Here is a 16,528-nt window from a genome sequence, read left to right on the forward strand (position 1 = left end):
GGTACGTCACCCCACTCGAAACGAGAACCTTGCTCAGGCAAGACCTCACCCCCGCAGCGTAAACACCCGCTGTCCAGGACCCGGGGGGAACTTCAATCTGCCTGCGCGTTTCGGTCCGTGGAAGACCGTGTATGAGCGGCACCAGCGCTGGTCGGCGGGTGGCACGTGGGACAGGACCTTCTAGGGCCAACCGGGGAGGGAATACCTTCACGTCTCGGTACGGCGGTGCTTACGGTTTGTGGGTTACCCAGAGCATTTCTGCCGGCCAGCGATGTGCCCAGTCAGGCGGGTCGGTTTGGTTGTAGCCGTTGGCTGTTCCGGGTTCGGGCCGCGGCTCGATGAGGTCGTCGATGACGAGACCTGCGCCACGCAGGACCTTGATCCAGTCGCCGTAGGTGAGCTGATAGCTGACCGCGCCCTGGCCTTCGGCGATGGTGTCCAGCCCGAAGTAGTCCTGCTGCAGCGTCGTGGTTGCGCGGCTGGCGGCTTCGTCGTAGCAGGCTTCGAACCATGGGCTGGCGACGTTGAACACCAGGCGCCCACCGCGGCGCAGGATGCGTGCGGCCTGCGGGACGGCCAGGTGCGGGGGCGCCCAGCTAAGCCCGCCGTAGTCACAGAACACCAGGTCGAAGCTGTCGGCGGCGAACGGGAGGTGTTCGGCGGCGCCTTGCACCAGCAGGTAGCGGGCCGTTCCCATCGCGCGAGCTGCTGCGGTGAGCTGGGCTTCGGACAGGTCGAGCCCGACCACGGTGGCGCCCTCAGCGGCGAGCGCCCTGGACCACTGGCCGGCGCCGCAGCCGAGTTCGAGGACGCGCTTGCCGGTGACGTCGCCCAGGGCGTGCAGGTGCGCGTCGGGGATGGCGTACGTGCCCCACAGCCGGGGTGTTGCACCGATCTGCGGGTCATGCTCGTGCTGGTAGGCGCTGCTGATCTGATTCCAGAACCGCCGGTTGGCAGAAATGCTGTCCACGCGCCGACTCAAGCACTGCCTGCCGGGGGCGGTCAACACGATTGTGCTGCGACCGGGAAGGTTCACCGGTTCACGGGTGTCCTGTCGGGCTGCCGATGCGATCGGGTGGGATCGATCGACCCGATCCAGCGTCAGGAGAGGTGGTGACACCACGGGTTCAAGTCCGCAGGATCGCCGACTACGACGGGCAGAAGCTGCAGCAGATCGTCCGGCGGGGCAGCACGAACAGCGTGCGCTACCTGGCGGGCGATGATCCTGCTGGCCTCTGCGGGCGGCAACACCGTCCCGGTCATCGCCCGTCTCCTGGCCGCCGACGAGGACACCGTCCGCGATGTTATCCACCGCTTCGAACGAGATCGGCCTGGCCTGTCTCGGTGGGCGGGAGGCCATCCCCGCCTACTCAGCGATGACGACGAAGCCTTCGTCATCCAGCCGGCCACCACCCGCGCGGTCAAGCTCGGCCAGCCGTTCACCCGCTGGTCGATCCGCAAGCTCACCGCCTACCGACCGGCGTGCCCGCTCATGAACTGGTCGCGGTTGATCCGACCGCCGCGCACTGCGAGTATCCATCGCTCCTGATGACCCATCTGGCGGGCCGGACAATCCTCGACGACGAGGGATTGGAGACGCGCGTCCCGGTGCTGGCCCGTCAACTCGCGGCGATCCACGCGTTGCGACCCGCCGAGCGGCCCCGGAAGTATGTGGCGTGGACGACCGCCGACACCGTCGTGACTCCCAAGGGCGCCGACGCAGCGGCATGGACCGCGGCGATCGACGTGATCCGCAAGCCCGCACCACCCTATGAAGGACGATTCCTGCACCGGGACTTCCACCCCGGCAACGTGCTGTTCGACGTGCCGCCCCCACGGCCGGCAAGTCCCCGGATCACCGGCGTCGTCGACGGGGCGGCGACCTCCTGGGGGCCGGCGGATCTCGATGTGGCGCACTGCTCCACCAATCTCGCACTGCTGCACGGCCCGGCATGGGCTCTGCGGTTCGCTGAGGCATACGAGGAGGCCGGCGGGGTGCTCGCCCTGGCCGCCAGCGAACGGCTCTACTGGCGCGTCATGGACGGACTGGCCTTCTCAGAAGACGTGCAATTGGTGTCGCAGCCATGGCGGGAGGCAGGAAGGACAGAACTGACGACCCGAACCGTGGAGAAGCGGCTCGACGCCTACCTCACCACCCTGATGAACACACTGGGCTGAACCAAGGCGGTCCGGGGTGCGGGCACGGCCGCGAGCACCGGACCGCCTTCCACGACCGGCACCGGAGCCGATCCACACCCGTACCGGAGCACCCGAGTACCAACTGGCTCCCGGCCGACCATCCTGCGACGCCCCGAATCAAACAGCGGCAGCACCCGCCGTGACCGCACTCCGTGATCTGTGACAGGCCCGCCCGCCACCGCCTCCGCCTCATGCACCCCGAGATCATCATCCTCTGGGCTGACCGAGCCTACGGGCGCAAGCTCGTGACCTGGGCCAAACATCCCCGAAGTGCCCGTCACGGCAACGACGTTCGCCATGACGGTGATCGAGTCAACGCCATCGTCATCCGGTTCGAAGCCGACCGCGTCCCAGACGTCGCCCCCGCTCGCCCCGCTCGCCCCGCTCGCCCCCGCGGAACAACGTGTCGCAGTGGCCCTGCCGGAGGAGCGTGCCCGGCAGCCTGGCGTCGGGGTCGCAGACGGAGGCGCAGTGGGCGCGGACGTCACTGCTTTCAGGCAGGCGGTCGGGCCCGATCAGGTCCTTGTAGCCGGGTGTGAGGCCTCGTCAGGCCATGCCCCTCACTTGGGTGATCCGAAAGAGAGGGCCGAGCGCCAGCGGCGGAAGCCGTCTCTGGCCACCCTGGAGAGTTGAGGGAACACAGCATCCGCCGGGGTGCCTCCGGCCATGCAGCGACCGTCTGCCATGCTGCGCGGGCAATCATGCACAGACCGGCCGCGTACGGCCGCGGAAGGCGGGACGGACATGACGGAATCCCAGGTAAGCGGGGTCCCGGCCCCGAGGGCGATCCGCTTCCGGCTCGGCATCTGGCAACGTGTGATGGCCGTGCTCCCCATGGGCGTGGTCCTGGGGCTCGACACCGTCCTGTGGGCGGTCACCTCTGTCGGACGGCCGATGTTGTTCGATACATGGATCCTTGCCCTGTGGATCGTGGGCGTGGTGGTGGCGGTGGTTTCACCTTTCGGGATCACGTTGACCCCGTCGGCCGCCCGGGTGCACAACCTCCGCCGCCGCACCATCCCGTGGGCGTCCGTACAGAGTGTCCGCGTCGAGCAGGTCATGGGCGGCCGGGTCATCGTGCTGTACGAGGCCGACGGCCGCCGCACCCGACTCCGGGCACCGTTCACCGGATTTCTCCAACGGGACCGCCGCTTCGAGGAGAAGTTCCACGTCATCGGCCAGTGGTGGCAGACCCACCGCGGCACCGACTGGGTTGCCCTGCCACCTCCAAGAACCGCCCCCTCGTTCGTGGCCCTCACGCCGGGACACCCGGCGGCGCCCGGCGTACCGGCCGCGCCGCCGGTTCCGCCTGCACCCTGATCAGCCCCTGATTCCGCCGACCGCACACCGCCAGGCGTTCAGCGGTCCCGCTCACCGCATCTACATGAGTGCCACCCTCGACGACGGCGGCGAACTCGAACGCGCCTTCGCTGGCAAGAAGATCACCCGGATTCCCTGGCGCTGCCACCAGCCGATCGCCTTGCGCCCGGTCGGCGCCGGTTCACCGGCGAGCATCCACCCCCACGTCGTCAGCGAGATGCGCTAGATCCGCGCGGACGACTTCGCGATGCCCGCGCCGGTGAGGTACCGCTCGACCGCCGCGCTGTACGAGGACGGCGGGGTGGACAGGGGTACCACCCGGGCGCGCGGCAGCAGGAGCGCGCCCCCGCCCCCGAGTTCGGTCACCGGTTCGATCGTTACGCCCGTCCCGCCTCCCAGTGCTGCCGCAGTAAATGCGTGCACCTCACCTTGGCGGCCGGATTGCCCCGCCGCAGGTCGCGATGGTCACGGTAGGGGCTCCGCCGCAGCAAATCCGGCGTTTACTTGGCACCGCCAGAGGCCGTCGCAGGAACCGCAGAACTGAACGTCTCGTAGCGCTGCACGCCACCGGACGGTAGCTACTACGAGGGCGCCGGGCTCCGGCCCCGGCCCTCAGCCCTTGCCGAAGTGCACCGCGGGGAAGGCGCCCGCTGCTCTGAGGGTTCCTGAGAAGCCGCCGGCCAGTTCGGTGAGGCGTGCGGTGGCGGCCGGACCGAGGTGGTCGTACGGGGCGGCATCGAGGCGGTCGGTGAGTACCTCGGTCTCGCCGCGCAGGGTCGCGCCCGCCTGCGTGAGGTTGCCTGCCTCGTCCAGCAGGCCGCGCTCGCGCAACTGGTCCCGGGCGGTGTCCCATTGCTCCGCGGACCACCCGCGAGTCCGCATGAACAGTGCCGATGTCGGTGCCGTGCCGGTGGCATTGTGCAGGACCAGCGCCTCGATGCCGGACAGGCCGGCGATCGCCAGGGCGGCAAGGTGACCGTCGCCCCGGTGTTCGCGCAGCAGCGTCGCGGCGTGCCACAGGGCCAGGTGCGGTTCTTCGGGTACGGGGAGGTCGGCGTTGGCGGCATACAGAGGCCGTGCCTCTCGGCGGCAGGCTTCGGTGGCGTGCAGCGCCAGTTCGGCCGCCTCGGCCATTTCCGTTGACGTGAGGGCCTCCTTTCCGAGCAGCCGCTGCAGCGTTCGGTCTGCGCCACGCAGCCGGGCCGTGAGCACCTCCTCCGGTGTGGTGACGGTCCACGCGGCGGGGATGTACCGCTGCACATGCTCGTGGTTGAAGTTGTAGAACGTCGCTGTGACGGTGCCCGCGTCGACGGCCCCAAGCGGTGCCGCGCGGCTCGCGAGGTAGACCATGGCTCCGCGCTCCAGTCCGAGTGCCGCGAGTTCGTCCTGCGGTTCCCGCGCGAAATACACGGATGCGTGCAGAGGGCTGACGGCGTTGTGGCAATGGCGGCCTGTGCTCGCCTCGAAGGAAGTCATGTTGTGGCTCCGGCCGCGGTGAGGGTGTCGCCGGGCGGATCGTCGCGAAACGCATGCCCGCTCCCTGGGGTCTGGGGTCTGGGGTCTGGGGTCCGGGGTCTGGGGTCTGGGGTCCGGGGTCTGGGGTCCGGGGTCTAGGGTCTGGGGTCTGGGGTCTTACAACTGGACGGTGGTGCCGGGCTGGAGGCGGTCGATCGGGGTGCCGGTCAGGCCGTTCTCGCCGAGGAGATTGGCGGTGGAGTGCTGGCCGAGGTCGCTGAGCATGAGTTCGTGGATCTGGATGATCCGCTCGGGCCTGACCGTGCGGACGTAGTCGGCGGCTTCACCGAGCTTTGTCCATGGGCCGCTGGTCGGCAGCAAGAGGGTGCGTACGGGAGCGTCGGGCGCGAAGTAGGCGTCGCCGGGGTGGTAGACGGCTCCGTCATCGAGGAGGTAGCCGACGTTGTCGGGGCACGGGATGTCGGCGTGGATCAGCGCGTGGTGGTGGCCGTGGACGGTGGCGTTGATGGAACCGACGCTGAAGGTGTCGCCCGCGGCGACGGCGTGAACGCGGCCACCGTGGCTGCCCAGGGTGGCGGCGACAGTGGCTGTGCCGTAGACCTGCAGCCCGGGCTGGGCTTCGAGAGCGGCGGCTACGAGCTTTTCGTCGAAGTGGTCGAAGTGTTCGTGGGTGATCAGGACGGCGTGAGCCTGGATGACAGCTTCTGCTGCCTCCGGGGTGAAGGTGCCGGGGTCGATGACCAGGCGAGTGTCGCCCTTCTCGAGCGTGACGCAGGCGTGGGCGTGCTTGGTGAGCTTCACAGGGGGCCCTCTCTAACCCGAGGAATATCTACAACTAAACTGTACACATCAGCTGTAGATTTCGAAGGATCGCTCGCACCCCCGACCGGGCGCGACCCTGCGGCCCCTTTATTCAGTTCGGCAGGTTAGCCAACCAAGGTGTACAGTTTGGTGATAAATATGGGTAGGGTGGTGGCGCCATGGACAGCAATCAACTGGCTGAAGAACTCCGCCTGACCGTCGGACAGCTCGTACGCACCGTGCGCACTGCCGACAAGATGCCCCCCGGCGAGGCTGCCGTCCTGGGCTACCTGGACCGCAGCGGCCCACTGACCACCGCCGATATCGCACAACAGCGGGGAGTGAGCCACCAGTCAGCCGCCAAGGCGGTCAAAGAACTCCTCGTCCAGGACCTTGTACACGCCGAGGCTCACCCCAGTGACGGGCGCAAACTCTTGCTCAACCTCACAGCGACGGGAAGCAGCCGTCTGGCCGAGGAGCGCCGAAGGCGTGCAGCCTGGCTCGGCACCGCGATCAACGATGTCCTCAACCCTGAAGAGCGGGAGACGCTGGCGGCGGCGCTGCCCCTACTGTCACGCCTGACCGCACACTTGAAGGCCAAGTAGACCTGGCCTCTTCGGGATTCTCACCCCTGCAGGGCAACCCCTGTCTCGACCACGACTGCACACCCGTGATCCCGCGACGCCAGCCGTTGTGACTGAGGACCTCATTAAGCCCCAGGTCAGCAGCCTGGAGCTTGTGTGTTGTTCACCTCTCCCCAAGGCCCTCGTGCCAGGCAGTGCGGGATCCGGGCCGCCGCGCCGCGGGTCCTCATTCCCCTGGAGCACACCGCAGTACCTTGTCCTCGGGATGGGCTCGGGTGAAGCTGGACGCCCTGGACCTCGGCGGCATACTGCCAGTTGACACGGATGCACCGGTGGCGTGCTCTCCGGCCGCCCGGCAGCCGCATGCCGAAGTCCGCCGGCGGCTGCCCACCGACCACACCGACTGCCACGTACCGCCCGTTAGAGTTCAACCTGTCCAGAAAGAGGGGAAGCTGGGAACCCCCCACGACATCGATCACCACGTCGAAGCCCGCCGGTGCGTCCTGGCCACCCTCACCGGAGCGGTTCAGGACGTGCGTGGCGCCCAGCTCCTTCAGGCGGGCACCACGCTCGGCCGATGAGGTGGTGACCGCCACCGAGCCCGCGCCGTTCCTGGCTGCGAGCTGGACCGCCGTGATCCCGATGCTGCCCGCCGCACCGCGCACGAGCACCGTCTCCCCGGGTGCGAAACGGGCCCGCTCCAGGGCGAAGTGGGAGACCACGCCGGAGCCACCGAGAGCGACCGCGTCGGTGCCGGTCAGGCCGCGGGGCAGCGGCAGCACATCATCGACCGAGGCGACGGCTTGCTCGGCATACCCACCGGACAGGCCGGTGAACGCCCATACTCGCTGCCCGATCCACGAGGCGTCCACGCCCTCTCCCACCGCGGTGACGCTTCCCGCGACCTCGCTGCCGAGGAGATGGCCCGCCCGGAAGCCGTAGCCGGTGAGCGTTCCCCGGCGGATCACGGCGTCCACACCGCCCACTCCGATCGCCTCCGAAGCGATCCGCACCTGCCCCGGAGCAGGAACCGGCACGGGCACGTCGACGACCTCCAGGCCCTCAGGTCTCCGAAGGTCCTGATGACGACGGCTCTCATCTCTGCTCCTTGGGTCGGTGGACGGACGGACACAACTGCTGCGACCGTGGGTATCGAATCGGCCCCACCGTCGGGGCCACCACCAAATTGCCGGAGCAGGGCGGCGGCACCGCCATCGGACCGTAACGGACGCCCCCGTCCGTCTGACTGAAGTGAGAGACGATGGCCGGCCACTTGCCTCAGACCGTGCGCTCCGACGCCCGCGACAATCGGGCCCGCATCCTGGACGCCGCCCGCTCGGTGTTCGGCGAGGAGGGCCTGAGCGCACCCATGAGCAACGTCGCCCGGCACGCGGACCTCGCCCCCGCCACGCTGTACCGGCACTTCCCGGCCAAGCAGGCACTGATCGCGCAGACCTTCACCGAGCAGCGCCGAGCCTGTCACGCCGCCGTCCGCGACGCCCTCACGGACGCGGACCCGTGGCACGGATTCCAGAGCCTGATCGAGCGGATCTGCGAACTCCATGCACACAGCCGCGGATTCGCCGACGCTTTCATGACGACCTTCCCCGAGTCCATGGACTTCGCCGCCGACCGCGAGCGGACCGTGCGCGCGGTCGCCGAACTGGCCCGCCATGCCCAGGAGACCGGCGAGCTCCGCCCCGGCTTCATCGTCGACGACCTGATCCTCATGCTCACCGCCCACCAGGGCCTCCAGCACGCACCCCTCCCGGCCCGGCTCACGGCCTCCCGACGCTTCGCCGCCTACGTGATCGAGGCGTTCCGCGCCGCACCGGAGACGGGAGCGGCCACCTCCCTGCCGCCGGCAGCACGTCTGCGGCACGCGCACTCACCCACCACGCAGTGAACTCGACAACCCTGCCGCTCACGGACCTGCTCGCCCGTAAGGAAGCGGTGGTCGGCAAGATCCGGGTGGGCCGCGTCCTGATCGTCGCCAAGTTCGCCAAAGGCCAGTGCCGGCCGTGTCCGGTCCGCACCCGCTGCACCACCACCCGCGAAGGCGCCCGGACCGTGGGCTTTCCCCCACGAGAACTCCGCGACCTGCAACTGCGCGTCCGCGCCGAGCAGCAGACACCCGACTGGAAGACCCGCTACGCGGTCCGCTCCGAAGTCGAGGGCACCATCGACGAGTGCGCCCACGGACACGGCATGAGCCACTGCCGCTACCGAGGACAACCGAAAACCCACCTGCAACACGTCCTCACGGCCATCGCCGTGAACATCGAACGCCTCAGCAGCCAGTTACTGACGTTGTGGCCGTGGTGTCGTCAGGGTGAGGCCGGTTTCGGTGAGGCATCCGTCGATGAGGTTGCTGCGGTACTGGATCTGGCGGAGACCGTGCCGGAGGGTGCGCATGAGGTGGTCGGGGTCGGTGAAGGCGGTGTTGGCCTGGCTGCTGCGTCTCAGTAGTGACCAGATGCCCTCGACGGGGTTGAGGTCGGGTGCGTAGGCAGGCAGGAAGTAGCAGCTGATCCAGTCGTGGGTGTCGATGAACTGCCGCATTCGGCGGTCCTTGTGGACATTGAGGTTGTCCCACACGAGCACGATGGGTGCGCCGAGTTGGTGGTGGGCGTCGATGAGGAGGTCGCGGTAGTCGGTCCAGGTGAAGCTGCGTCTGCCGCCCCGTTTGTGATCGACATGTCGTTTGGGCCGGTAGATCAGGCGTGTGCGTTCGCCGTGCTTGTAGCAGGCGAGCGCGGCAATGGAGATGCGGCGCTGGGAACGTCCGCGCACCCGGATGACGGGTGTGTGTCCGCGCTTGGCCCAGGTGCGGGAGGTGGGCGGCGTCATCGAGAAGCCGGCCTCGTCTTCGAAGCACAGCCAGGCCCCGAGCGCCGCCATGGTGCTTCCACCTGGGGCCAGGTCTCCTTCACCCATCCCGTGACGGCTTCCCCGTTGCGCTCCACCGCGCGGCGGGCCGGGACCTGGTGACTGAAGCCGTGCCGGTGCAGCATCTGCGCAATGGCCGACAGCGTCATGCTCTTGTGGAACCGTCGCCCGATCAGCGTCTTGATCCGCGACAGCGTCCACGTCTGGTCCGGCCAGCCGTGCGCGACCGGCCCCTTGGCCAGCTCCTGTTCGAGCACGGCAAGCAGTGCCTCACTCAGTTTGGGCAGTGACACCGGTCCGGCCGACCGCAGCCCCTCCGCGCCGGCGTCGCGCCAGGCCCGGCGCCAGCGCTGCACCGAGCGCACACTCACCCGTAAGTCGTTGGCGACCTCGACATTGGAGGCACCGGCAGCGAATCGCTCCGCGGCCTCCATCCGGATGCGCTCGCGAAACGCCTGCCGTTCAGGCGTCAGCCCACCACCCTGCGGATATCTCACACAACCGGCATACCGCGACGATCACACATCGTCAGCCCCCGGCGACAACACGCCTCAAAGGTCAGTAGCGACCGAGGAACCCTCTTCGCCGAGACCCGTCGACCGCCTTCCAGACCCTCCTGGACCAGAACGACATCCCCCGGCCGAAGTCCTGGCGAACCCTCGGCAGCTGAGCCCGACCAACCAAGATCCCCGACAGAGTCAAGCTGAAACCAGGCAACTCGACTCCGCCCAACTCGGGACAGTCCGCGGACTCCAGCAAACGCAGGGCAGCTCACGGTCGGGGCCTGGGCCGGCTCGCGGCGCCGGAGTGGACGAGGGCACGGCTGGGAGGCGGGCGGCGCCGCCGCGGTGCCTTGCCGCCAAGTGCCGCCATGCGTGCCGCCGGGAGCTGACCGCAGTGCTCCCGCGCCCCGGTGTCCCGGACCGTTGAAAACCCTTCAGCCGGGGGTTCCGGGGAAGCGGTCAATGTTGAGCTCCACCCAGTTGCGCAGGTGCGCGAGGGGAGCGCAGGCGTCCGTGCCCAGGGGGGTGAGGCTGTACTCGACACGGGGTGGGACTTCGGCGTAGATCTCGCGGTGGACCAAGCCCTGCTCTTCCAGGCGCCGCAGGGTCTGGGTGAGGACCTTGGGGCTGACGCCCTGCAGGCGGGTGCGAAGCCTGCCGAAGCGCGTCGGTCCGTCCTCCATGGCGCCGAGGGCGAGGGCGCTCCATTTGTTGGCGAGCAGGTCGAGCATGTCGCGGCAGGGGCAGGCGGCGAGGTAGACGCTCCTAGCGTCGTCGCAGGAGCTTGTAGTGGCGGCCGGCATCGTCATGCCCCGATAGTACCTTTTGGTTACTAGTGGTTCTTGCGGGTAACCACTACCCATTGCATATCGTCTCTGGCGTGCCCGGAAGTCGCGGGTCGACCTACTGGTTACGTCAGCGAATCGAACCGAACATGTCTGCACAGTTCTCCCTCTCCTCCATGTCCCTGATGAAGTCCGACCGGGCTATCGGCGCAGCCGAGGCCAAGGCCGCCGAGGTCGGCGTCCTCTTCACCCTCTTGGCCGTCGACGCAGGGGCATCCCTGATCTCTGTGGCCTGCCAAGACGGCGCAGCATGGGCCGCGGACGAGACCAGCCGAGTCAAGGCCCGCACCGCGGTCCTCTCAGGCAGGACAGCCCAGGATCTGGCCGCCGCGGTCCAGCCGGGCGCCTCATTGACTGGCATCGAGGCCACCACTCGCAAGCCGTTGGCGTTTCGTCGCGGGTGGCATTCGGGTCTGTGGCGCGGACGGCATCGTGATCGGCACTGTCGGCGTCGGGGCGGTACCAGGTTCACGACCAGCAGGTTGCCCGGGCATCTCGTGCGGCCCTCGAACCCGCCCACGACTCCGTCAGGCTGGGGCCCGACGGAGTCGTGGGCGGGAACCCGTGCTTCGCCCTCGCCCGACCGGCCGACGCGTGCCCCGCAGGGCACGCGTTCCCCGGCACACCAATGTCTGCACCAACACTGACGGGCTCGGACGCCCTGACCACAGTAGCGGCGTGAACGCCGCTCAATAGGTCGGCCGACCTCCCCAGGCAAGGAACCCCTTTCCCATGAATGCCCCGCCTCCCCTCACCCTGGGCACCATCGCCCTGTCCTTCCACCGGGCGGCAACGGCCGTGACGCGACGCATCCTGGAGACCCACGGCCACCAGGTGAGCGTCATCGAGGCCCCGCACGAGGAATTGTTCCGCCGGCAGGCGGCCGGCGAGGTCGACGTGCTGGTCTGCGCCTGGCTGCCCTCCAGCCACGCCACGTACCTGTCGACCTTCCGTCACCAGGTCCGCGTCCTGGCGCCGTACTACACGCCGTACTGCCTCTGGGCCGTGCCGCCGTACGTCTCCGAAACGGTCGCCGGCGTGGCCGACCTCGCCCGGCCCGAGGTGGCCGCACGGATGACCCGTACGGTCGACGGGATCAATCCCGGGGCGGGCATCAGCCGCTTCTCCGCCGACATGATCGGTGCGTACGGCCTGGACCGGGCCGGCTACCGCTTCGCCCCCGGCACCGAGTCCGGCTTCCTCGCCCGCGTCGAACGCGGCATCGCCCAAGAGGAGTGGTTCGTCGTCCCGCTGTGGCGCCCGCAGTACCTGAACCGCCGCCACGGTCTACGCCAGCTGCACGAGCCGAAGGGCTTGCTGGGTACCGTCGACGCGGCCTGCCCCGTCATCCGCCTGGACGCACTCGAGCGGATCCGCCCCGAGGCCGTCACCCGGATGAACGCGCTGCGCCTGGGCAACGAGGGCGTCGAGGAGCTCGACGCCCTCATCAACGTCGAGGGCCTCACCCCCCTCCAGGCTGCCGACCGCTATCTCGCCACCCGCCCCGACCCGCTGCCGTAACCGCGCGGCACCACCCCCGATCCGCAACCCGCAATCCCCGACCGCACCACCGACCCGAGGAGGTCCCCATGGACCGAATCCCGACCACGATGCCCGCCGTCGCCCACCGCAGGAGCCTGCCGATCAGCCATCCCGAGAGCCTGATCGACATCGAACTGCCCGTCCCGGCCCCTGGCCCTCGCGACCTGCTGGTCCGCATCGAGGCAGTCGCCCTCAACCCGGTGGATCACAAGGTCCGCCAAAACGCCGACCCGGCCGGCGAGCCCAAGGTGCTCGGCTGGGACGCGGCCGGCACCGTCGTCGCCGTCGGAACCGAGGCGGAACTGTTCACGGTCGGCGACGAGGTCTACTACGCCGGAGCCCTGGACCGGCCGGGAGCCAACTCCCGCTATCACGCGGTGGACGAGCGCCTGGCCGCGCGCAAGCCCGCGACGCTCACCTTCACCGAAGCGGCTGCGCTGCCGCTGACCGCGCTCACCGCCTGGGAGGGCCTCTTCGAGCGCCTGGGTCTGCGCGATGGCGCCCTGGAACAGACCGGCACCCTGCTTGTCACGGCCGCCGCGGGCGGCGTCGGGTCCATCGTCACCCAGTTGGCGCGCGCCCTGACCAGCCTGACCGTGGTCGGTACCGCCTCCCGCCCGGAGTCGGCAGAGTTCGCCCGCCGGATGGGCGCCAGGCACATCGTCGACCACACGAAGCCGCTCGGCCCCCAGCTCGCCGAGGCGGCGCCCGGCGGCCTGGACTACGTCTTCAGCACCGCCGGCACCGACCGCAACGTCGAAGCCTACGCCGAGGCTCTCAACCCGTTCGGGCAGATCGTGGCCATCGACGACTTCGACTCCCTGCCGATCGGCGTGCTCAAGGCGAAGAGCATCTCCTTCCACTGGGAGTTCATGTTCACCCGCTCGATGTTCCGGACCACCGACCAGGCCATGCAGCACCACATCCTCACCCAGGTCGCCCGCCTCGCGGACGCCGGCATCCTCACCACCACCGCCACCCGGGACCTTGGCCCAGTCAACGCCGCCAACCTCCGCGAAGCCCACCGAATCCAGGAGAGCGGCACCGCCATCGGCAAGACCACCCTCACCGGCTTCTGCCCCGGACGTACGCACTCCCCCGCCGATTGCGGCATCCCCCGCCATCGCCAGCCGCCTCGCGGCCACGGAGTCGACAACATCGGGCCCTTGCGAGCTGCGGCTGAACTACCTGATCACCGAAGAGACGCTCCCTGCACCCACGGGCAGCTCGCTGGGCTGGCGCATCCAGGTCGACGGCGACGAGCGGCGCAACGAGTTCCTCAACGCGGCCCGGGTGAAGGCCGTGTTCCGGGTCCGGCCAGGTCACGAGGCTACAGGCAGTCAACCAGATCGTCGCGGTGCCTGTGAACTACGAGTTGATCGCGATGCTGGTGGAGCGGGCCCCCGCGGTGAGGGCCTGCAACTGACTGATGAGGGCAGGTTGTTGCAGCGCTACTGGAACCCCGGCGGTTCACAGCCGGGGGCTCGGCTGTTCTACGGAGCCGGGCTGATGCCGCCGTTGATATCCATGTCGAAGATGCCCTGGGTCTTGCCGTCGACCTTCAGGTGCTTGAGCCAGTGCTGTGAGAGGTTGTGCACGTTCTTGTGCTGCATCTCCCACACCACCGAATGCCCGGCGCAGTCCAGCTTGACCATCAGCTTGTGGTCGCCCGCGATGGCGTTGTAGAGCGCGCGGACCGAGAAGTTGAGTTCCGGATCTTCACTGGACGTGTTTGCCTGCTTGTCGTGCTCCCCGTACGCGATGAGGACCGGCACGCTGCCGCCGAGGACGCCGCCCTGCGCCGCGGTGGTCTTGTTCCAGCCCCACCGGACGAAGTTTCTGATGCGGTTGAGCCCTTCACCTTCCACCCCCCACGTGCTACCAACCGGATCGCTTTGCATGATCGCGTCCCACACCACGTGCTCCATCGCGGGTTCGCGCTGGCCCTCGCAGAGCGCCTCACTACCCCACCCATTCCAGGTTCCCGATTTCGTGCTCACGAACATCGGGAAGCCGGGCCGGGGCAGCGGGGCGGGGGCGTTCGACGTGCCGTCGGGCGGGAAGATCGGCGCCAGCAGGAACAGGCTCGACACCTTGCCGGGGTTCTTGACCGCGTACGGCCCCATCGTGAACGCGGCTGCAGACCAGCCGATGAAGGCGACCTTCTTCACGTTGCGCTCGCGGATGATCCACTCCACGACGGTGTTCAGCTCATCCCGGTCGCTGTTCGAGTTGGTCAGCTGGAACGGATAGTTCGGCGGGCCTGGCGTGAAACCTGGAGGTCTCGGCTTTAGAAGGTTCTGCTGGGCGGGGTTGACGTTGCGAGGGTCGTCCATCTTCGGCCGCGGCGACAGCCCCGAGCCCTGGAGGTCCATCATGAAGACGTCGTAACCGACCTGCGCCAGCGCATCGGCCCAGCTGTACGACTTGTACTCGAGATCGAAGCCCGGGAGCACCGGAATGCTCCGGCCGTGGAGCATCAGGACGGCCGTGCGCTCGTCGAGGTGGCCGGGGTGCGTGCCGTCGCGCTCCCGCACGAAGAGCTTGACCTGGGCCCCCTCGTTCGCGCCGGGGACGGTGGACTTGTGGGGTATTTCATGGTTGTGCACTTCGACGGGCATGAGGATCCGTTCTGTGAGCTCGGCCGGGGCGTCGTTGCCCTGCCCAGACCACGCTCAAGGCGCGGGACCGTCCGCGCCACATCAGGGGGCCAGCCGTGTGACGTGCACTTTCTCCGTGCCGGCGGCGGCCTGCTCCTGTAGTCGCCGTCCTCGAGCGGCAACAGGAGCAGCGCCACCCCGTCGGCGGTCAGCTCGCCCGCCAGCTCCGCCGGCCCGGCGTGCAGGAATTCAAGCCCTCGCGAACCAGTAGCGGACAGGGCTTACGGGGCGTGCGGCTACGGCCGGGCCACGACCGTCACAGCCTGATGACCGCTCACCCGGCCGTCCGGTTCATGATCGCCTCATTGAAGCCAGAGGAGGGGGAATCTGAAGTTCCCCCCGGGTCCTGGACAGAGGTCATGATCGCGCAATGAAGCAAACCCTCACCATCACGGCCGCCGCCCTCCTCGTCGCCACCCTCGCAGCCTGCAGCAACACCAAGACGGACACCAGCGAAGCGCCCGCGAGCCCGGATGCAGCCAAGCCCAGTTCCACCGCGAAGCAGAGCCCCAAGGTGAGCAAACCTCTGACCGCACGCGCCGCGTTCGACGAGATCTCCGCGACCGTCGCCTCGGCGAAGCCAAGCGGCACCGTCACTGCCGAGAACGACCCGAACCACCTCCTCGGCCGCCCCAGCCAGTACACGACCAAAATCACGTTCTCCGACAGCCGCATATCGGCTGACGACGTGAGCGGCACCGGCAAGGGCGACGTCGACCGCGGCGGTGCGATCGAGGCATTCGCCACCGCCGCCGATGCCAAGGCGCGGGCCGACTACATCCAGTCGGTCACGAAGGCGATGCCGGCGCTGTCGGAGTACGACTACGTGCAGGGCACGACGCTGGTGCGGGTGTCGCACTACCTGACGCCGAAGCAGGCCACCGAGTACAAGACGGCAGCGGCCAACCTCGGCTGACTGACTGTTCTCCAGCCGCTCGCGTGGTCGGCTGGGTTCGAACAGCGTCCTGGCTCAGGTGAGTTGTCCGGTGCGGGTGCATGGAAGAAGGGCCTCTTGGTAGTCATCCCGGGCCCTGTCGGTCCCGCCCCGTGGCCGGGAAAATCGGGGCTGGTGCCCGTCCGGAGGACGTCGATCGAGCTTGGTGCCGAACATGAGCCCGTTTGGTAGTCGGACGCTGGGGCCGAGCGCAGGAGTCCAGTGGTGTTGCCGCGAGCACGCAAGAGAGCTTCTTCGAATCCTGTGGTCCCTGATGGGCGGGCACCGCTACCGGTGCACGTCAGGAAGGGCGAGGCGGGACATGGATGTGATCGAGGAGCGGTGCGGGGGCGCCGACTTGGGCAAGGCGGATGTCAAGGTGTGCATCCGGGTCCCGGGCAGCGGCAAGCGCGCCCGTTATGAGGTCCGTACGTTCTCCACGATGAACGACGGCCTGCTGGAGTTGCGGGACTGGCTGGTGGAGAACAGGGTCGCCCGGATCGGCATGGAGGCGACGGCGTCGTACTGGAAGCCGCTGTTCTACCTGCTCGAGGCCGCTGAGGGGATCGAGCCGTGGCTGCTCAACGCCCGACACATCAAGACCGTTCCCGGCCGCAAGACCGACGTGAAGGACTGCCAGTGGATCTGCAAGCTGGTCGAACACGGTCTGGTCCGCCCCTCGGTTCAACACCTCCAGGCAGGACCGGTGGGTATTCGGCGACCGGGAGACCGGCCGCTATCTCGCCAAGTTCGCCTGGACAAAGATCGTCAGGCA

17 protein-coding genes and 5 pseudogenes are annotated in these 16,528 nt (G+C 68.5%); 13 read left to right on the plus strand and 9 right to left on the minus strand.

Features of this window, described 5'->3' with window-relative positions; translation table 11 throughout:
* Positions 1-94: 94 nt before the first annotated feature.
* Positions 95-175: pseudogene (locus ACFYR3_RS44550) on the plus strand (transposase); the annotation flags it as partial.
* A 54-nt stretch (positions 176-229) separates the two neighbouring features.
* Here ACFYR3_RS44550 and ACFYR3_RS44555 read toward each other — a convergent pair.
* Entirely contained in the window at positions 230-970 is a 741-nt protein-coding gene (locus ACFYR3_RS44555) for a class I SAM-dependent methyltransferase (protein ID WP_389288067.1), read from the minus strand.
* Between the two features lie 249 nt (positions 971-1,219).
* On the opposite strand from ACFYR3_RS44555, the gene ACFYR3_RS44560 reads away from it, so the two are divergent.
* From ACFYR3_RS44560 to ACFYR3_RS44575, 4 genes and pseudogenes are all read left to right on the plus strand, one after another.
* Positions 1,220-1,549, plus strand: a complete 330-nt coding sequence (locus ACFYR3_RS44560; RefSeq protein WP_389288069.1) for a helix-turn-helix domain-containing protein — start codon at positions 1,220-1,222, stop codon at positions 1,547-1,549.
* A pseudogene (locus tag ACFYR3_RS44565) lies at positions 1,477-2,178 on the plus strand (phosphotransferase family protein); the annotation flags it as partial. The gene ACFYR3_RS44560 and the pseudogene ACFYR3_RS44565, both read left to right, overlap by 73 nt.
* A gap of 765 nt (positions 2,179-2,943) precedes the next feature.
* Positions 2,944-3,519, plus strand: coding sequence for a hypothetical protein (locus ACFYR3_RS44570; protein ID WP_389288071.1), 576 nt, complete (start codon positions 2,944-2,946; stop codon positions 3,517-3,519).
* Between the two features lie 64 nt (positions 3,520-3,583).
* The gene (locus ACFYR3_RS44575) at positions 3,584-3,745 is read left to right on the plus strand and encodes a hypothetical protein (RefSeq protein WP_389288073.1); all 162 of its coding nucleotides are present in this window, start codon (positions 3,584-3,586) and stop codon (positions 3,743-3,745) included.
* Here the strand turns inward: ACFYR3_RS44575 and ACFYR3_RS44580 are convergent.
* From ACFYR3_RS44580 to ACFYR3_RS44590, 3 genes are all read right to left on the minus strand, one after another.
* Positions 3,742-3,885, minus strand: a complete 144-nt coding sequence (locus ACFYR3_RS44580) for a hypothetical protein (RefSeq protein WP_389288075.1) — start codon at positions 3,883-3,885, stop codon at positions 3,742-3,744. The two genes, ACFYR3_RS44575 and ACFYR3_RS44580, sit on opposite strands and share 4 nt — an antisense overlap.
* Before the next feature lie 246 nt (positions 3,886-4,131).
* Positions 4,132-4,995 carry a hypothetical protein gene (locus ACFYR3_RS44585; protein WP_389288076.1) on the minus strand — a complete coding sequence of 288 codons (864 nt, stop codon included), beginning with the start codon at positions 4,993-4,995 and terminating at the stop codon, positions 4,132-4,134.
* A gap of 156 nt (positions 4,996-5,151) precedes the next feature.
* The gene (locus tag ACFYR3_RS44590) at positions 5,152-5,796 is read right to left on the minus strand and encodes an MBL fold metallo-hydrolase (protein ID WP_389288078.1); all 645 of its coding nucleotides are present in this window, start codon (positions 5,794-5,796) and stop codon (positions 5,152-5,154) included.
* A 179-nt stretch (positions 5,797-5,975) separates the two neighbouring features.
* On the opposite strand from ACFYR3_RS44590, the gene ACFYR3_RS44595 reads away from it, so the two are divergent.
* Positions 5,976-6,401, plus strand: a complete 426-nt coding sequence (locus tag ACFYR3_RS44595) for a MarR family winged helix-turn-helix transcriptional regulator (RefSeq protein ID WP_389288080.1) — start codon at positions 5,976-5,978, stop codon at positions 6,399-6,401.
* Between the two features lie 335 nt (positions 6,402-6,736).
* Here the strand turns inward: ACFYR3_RS44595 and ACFYR3_RS44600 are convergent.
* Positions 6,737-7,479 (minus strand): annotated as a pseudogene (locus ACFYR3_RS44600) (zinc-binding dehydrogenase); the annotation flags it as partial.
* A gap of 162 nt (positions 7,480-7,641) precedes the next feature.
* Here ACFYR3_RS44600 and ACFYR3_RS44605 point away from each other — a divergent pair.
* On the plus strand, positions 7,642-8,286 hold the full coding sequence (locus ACFYR3_RS44605; protein WP_389288082.1) for a TetR/AcrR family transcriptional regulator: 645 nt from the start codon (positions 7,642-7,644) through the stop codon (positions 8,284-8,286).
* 65 nt (positions 8,287-8,351) lie between these two features.
* A pseudogene (locus ACFYR3_RS44610) lies at positions 8,352-8,660 on the plus strand (transposase); the annotation flags it as partial.
* A gap of 21 nt (positions 8,661-8,681) precedes the next feature.
* Here ACFYR3_RS44610 and ACFYR3_RS44615 read toward each other — a convergent pair.
* The 3 genes from ACFYR3_RS44615 to ACFYR3_RS44625 all read right to left on the minus strand — a co-directional run bounded on the left by ACFYR3_RS44615 (position 8,682) and on the right by ACFYR3_RS44625 (position 10,581).
* Positions 8,682-9,230 (minus strand): transposase, encoded by a 549-nt coding sequence (locus ACFYR3_RS44615; protein WP_389288094.1) that lies wholly within the window; start codon positions 9,228-9,230, stop codon positions 8,682-8,684.
* Positions 9,227-9,766, minus strand: a complete 540-nt coding sequence (locus ACFYR3_RS44620) for a transposase (protein ID WP_389288084.1) — start codon at positions 9,764-9,766, stop codon at positions 9,227-9,229. The genes ACFYR3_RS44615 and ACFYR3_RS44620 overlap by 4 nt, the downstream gene beginning before the upstream one ends.
* A 440-nt stretch (positions 9,767-10,206) precedes the next feature.
* The gene (locus ACFYR3_RS44625) at positions 10,207-10,581 is read right to left on the minus strand and encodes a winged helix-turn-helix transcriptional regulator (protein ID WP_389288086.1); all 375 of its coding nucleotides are present in this window, start codon (positions 10,579-10,581) and stop codon (positions 10,207-10,209) included.
* A gap of 161 nt (positions 10,582-10,742) precedes the next feature.
* Between ACFYR3_RS44625 and ACFYR3_RS44630 the strand changes: the two genes are divergently transcribed.
* From ACFYR3_RS44630 to ACFYR3_RS44640, 3 genes and pseudogenes are all read left to right on the plus strand, one after another.
* Positions 10,743-11,264, plus strand: coding sequence for a heme-binding protein (locus ACFYR3_RS44630; protein WP_389288096.1), 522 nt, complete (start codon positions 10,743-10,745; stop codon positions 11,262-11,264).
* An 85-nt stretch (positions 11,265-11,349) separates the two neighbouring features.
* Positions 11,350-12,138, plus strand: coding sequence for a glycine betaine ABC transporter substrate-binding protein (locus ACFYR3_RS44635; protein ID WP_389288088.1), 789 nt, complete (start codon positions 11,350-11,352; stop codon positions 12,136-12,138).
* A 68-nt stretch (positions 12,139-12,206) separates the two neighbouring features.
* Positions 12,207-13,235: pseudogene (locus ACFYR3_RS44640) on the plus strand (zinc-binding alcohol dehydrogenase family protein); the annotation flags it as partial.
* Positions 13,236-13,652: 417 nt separating this feature from the next.
* Here ACFYR3_RS44640 and ACFYR3_RS44645 read toward each other — a convergent pair.
* Complete coding sequence (locus ACFYR3_RS44645) at positions 13,653-14,696, minus strand: alpha/beta fold hydrolase (protein ID WP_389288098.1); 1,044 nt, start codon at positions 14,694-14,696, stop codon at positions 13,653-13,655.
* A 493-nt stretch (positions 14,697-15,189) separates the two neighbouring features.
* On the opposite strand from ACFYR3_RS44645, the gene ACFYR3_RS44650 reads away from it, so the two are divergent.
* Positions 15,190-15,735: a hypothetical protein gene (locus tag ACFYR3_RS44650; protein WP_389288090.1), complete on the plus strand. Its 546-nt coding sequence runs from the start codon at positions 15,190-15,192 to the stop codon at positions 15,733-15,735.
* 340 nt (positions 15,736-16,075) lie between these two features.
* Positions 16,076-16,528 (plus strand): transposase (locus ACFYR3_RS44655; protein WP_389288092.1); only part of this gene is annotated, 453 nt, incomplete at its 3' end.

The sequence above is a fragment of the Streptomyces sp. NPDC005784 genome, from assembly GCF_042871525.1.
GTDB lineage: Bacteria > Actinomycetota > Actinomycetes > Streptomycetales > Streptomycetaceae > Streptomyces.

Coding starts and splice junctions, on each gene's coding strand:
- ACFYR3_RS44560 (WP_389288069.1), top strand. CDS start 1,220: ATGATCCTGCTGGCCTCTGCGGGCGGCAACACCGTCCCGGTCATCGCC.
- ACFYR3_RS44570 (WP_389288071.1), top strand. CDS start 2,944: ATGACGGAATCCCAGGTAAGCGGGGTCCCGGCCCCGAGGGCGATCCGC.
- ACFYR3_RS44575 (WP_389288073.1), top strand. CDS start 3,584: ATGAGTGCCACCCTCGACGACGGCGGCGAACTCGAACGCGCCTTCGCT.
- ACFYR3_RS44585 (WP_389288076.1), bottom strand. CDS start 4,995: ATGACTTCCTTCGAGGCGAGCACAGGCCGCCATTGCCACAACGCCGTC.
- ACFYR3_RS44595 (WP_389288080.1), top strand. CDS start 5,976: ATGGACAGCAATCAACTGGCTGAAGAACTCCGCCTGACCGTCGGACAG.
- ACFYR3_RS44605 (WP_389288082.1), top strand. CDS start 7,642: ATGGCCGGCCACTTGCCTCAGACCGTGCGCTCCGACGCCCGCGACAAT.
- ACFYR3_RS44615 (WP_389288094.1), bottom strand. CDS start 9,230: ATGACGCCGCCCACCTCCCGCACCTGGGCCAAGCGCGGACACACACCC.
- ACFYR3_RS44625 (WP_389288086.1), bottom strand. CDS start 10,581: ATGACGATGCCGGCCGCCACTACAAGCTCCTGCGACGACGCTAGGAGC.
- ACFYR3_RS44630 (WP_389288096.1), top strand. CDS start 10,743: ATGAAGTCCGACCGGGCTATCGGCGCAGCCGAGGCCAAGGCCGCCGAG.
- ACFYR3_RS44635 (WP_389288088.1), top strand. CDS start 11,350: ATGAATGCCCCGCCTCCCCTCACCCTGGGCACCATCGCCCTGTCCTTC.
- ACFYR3_RS44650 (WP_389288090.1), top strand. CDS start 15,190: ATGAAGCAAACCCTCACCATCACGGCCGCCGCCCTCCTCGTCGCCACC.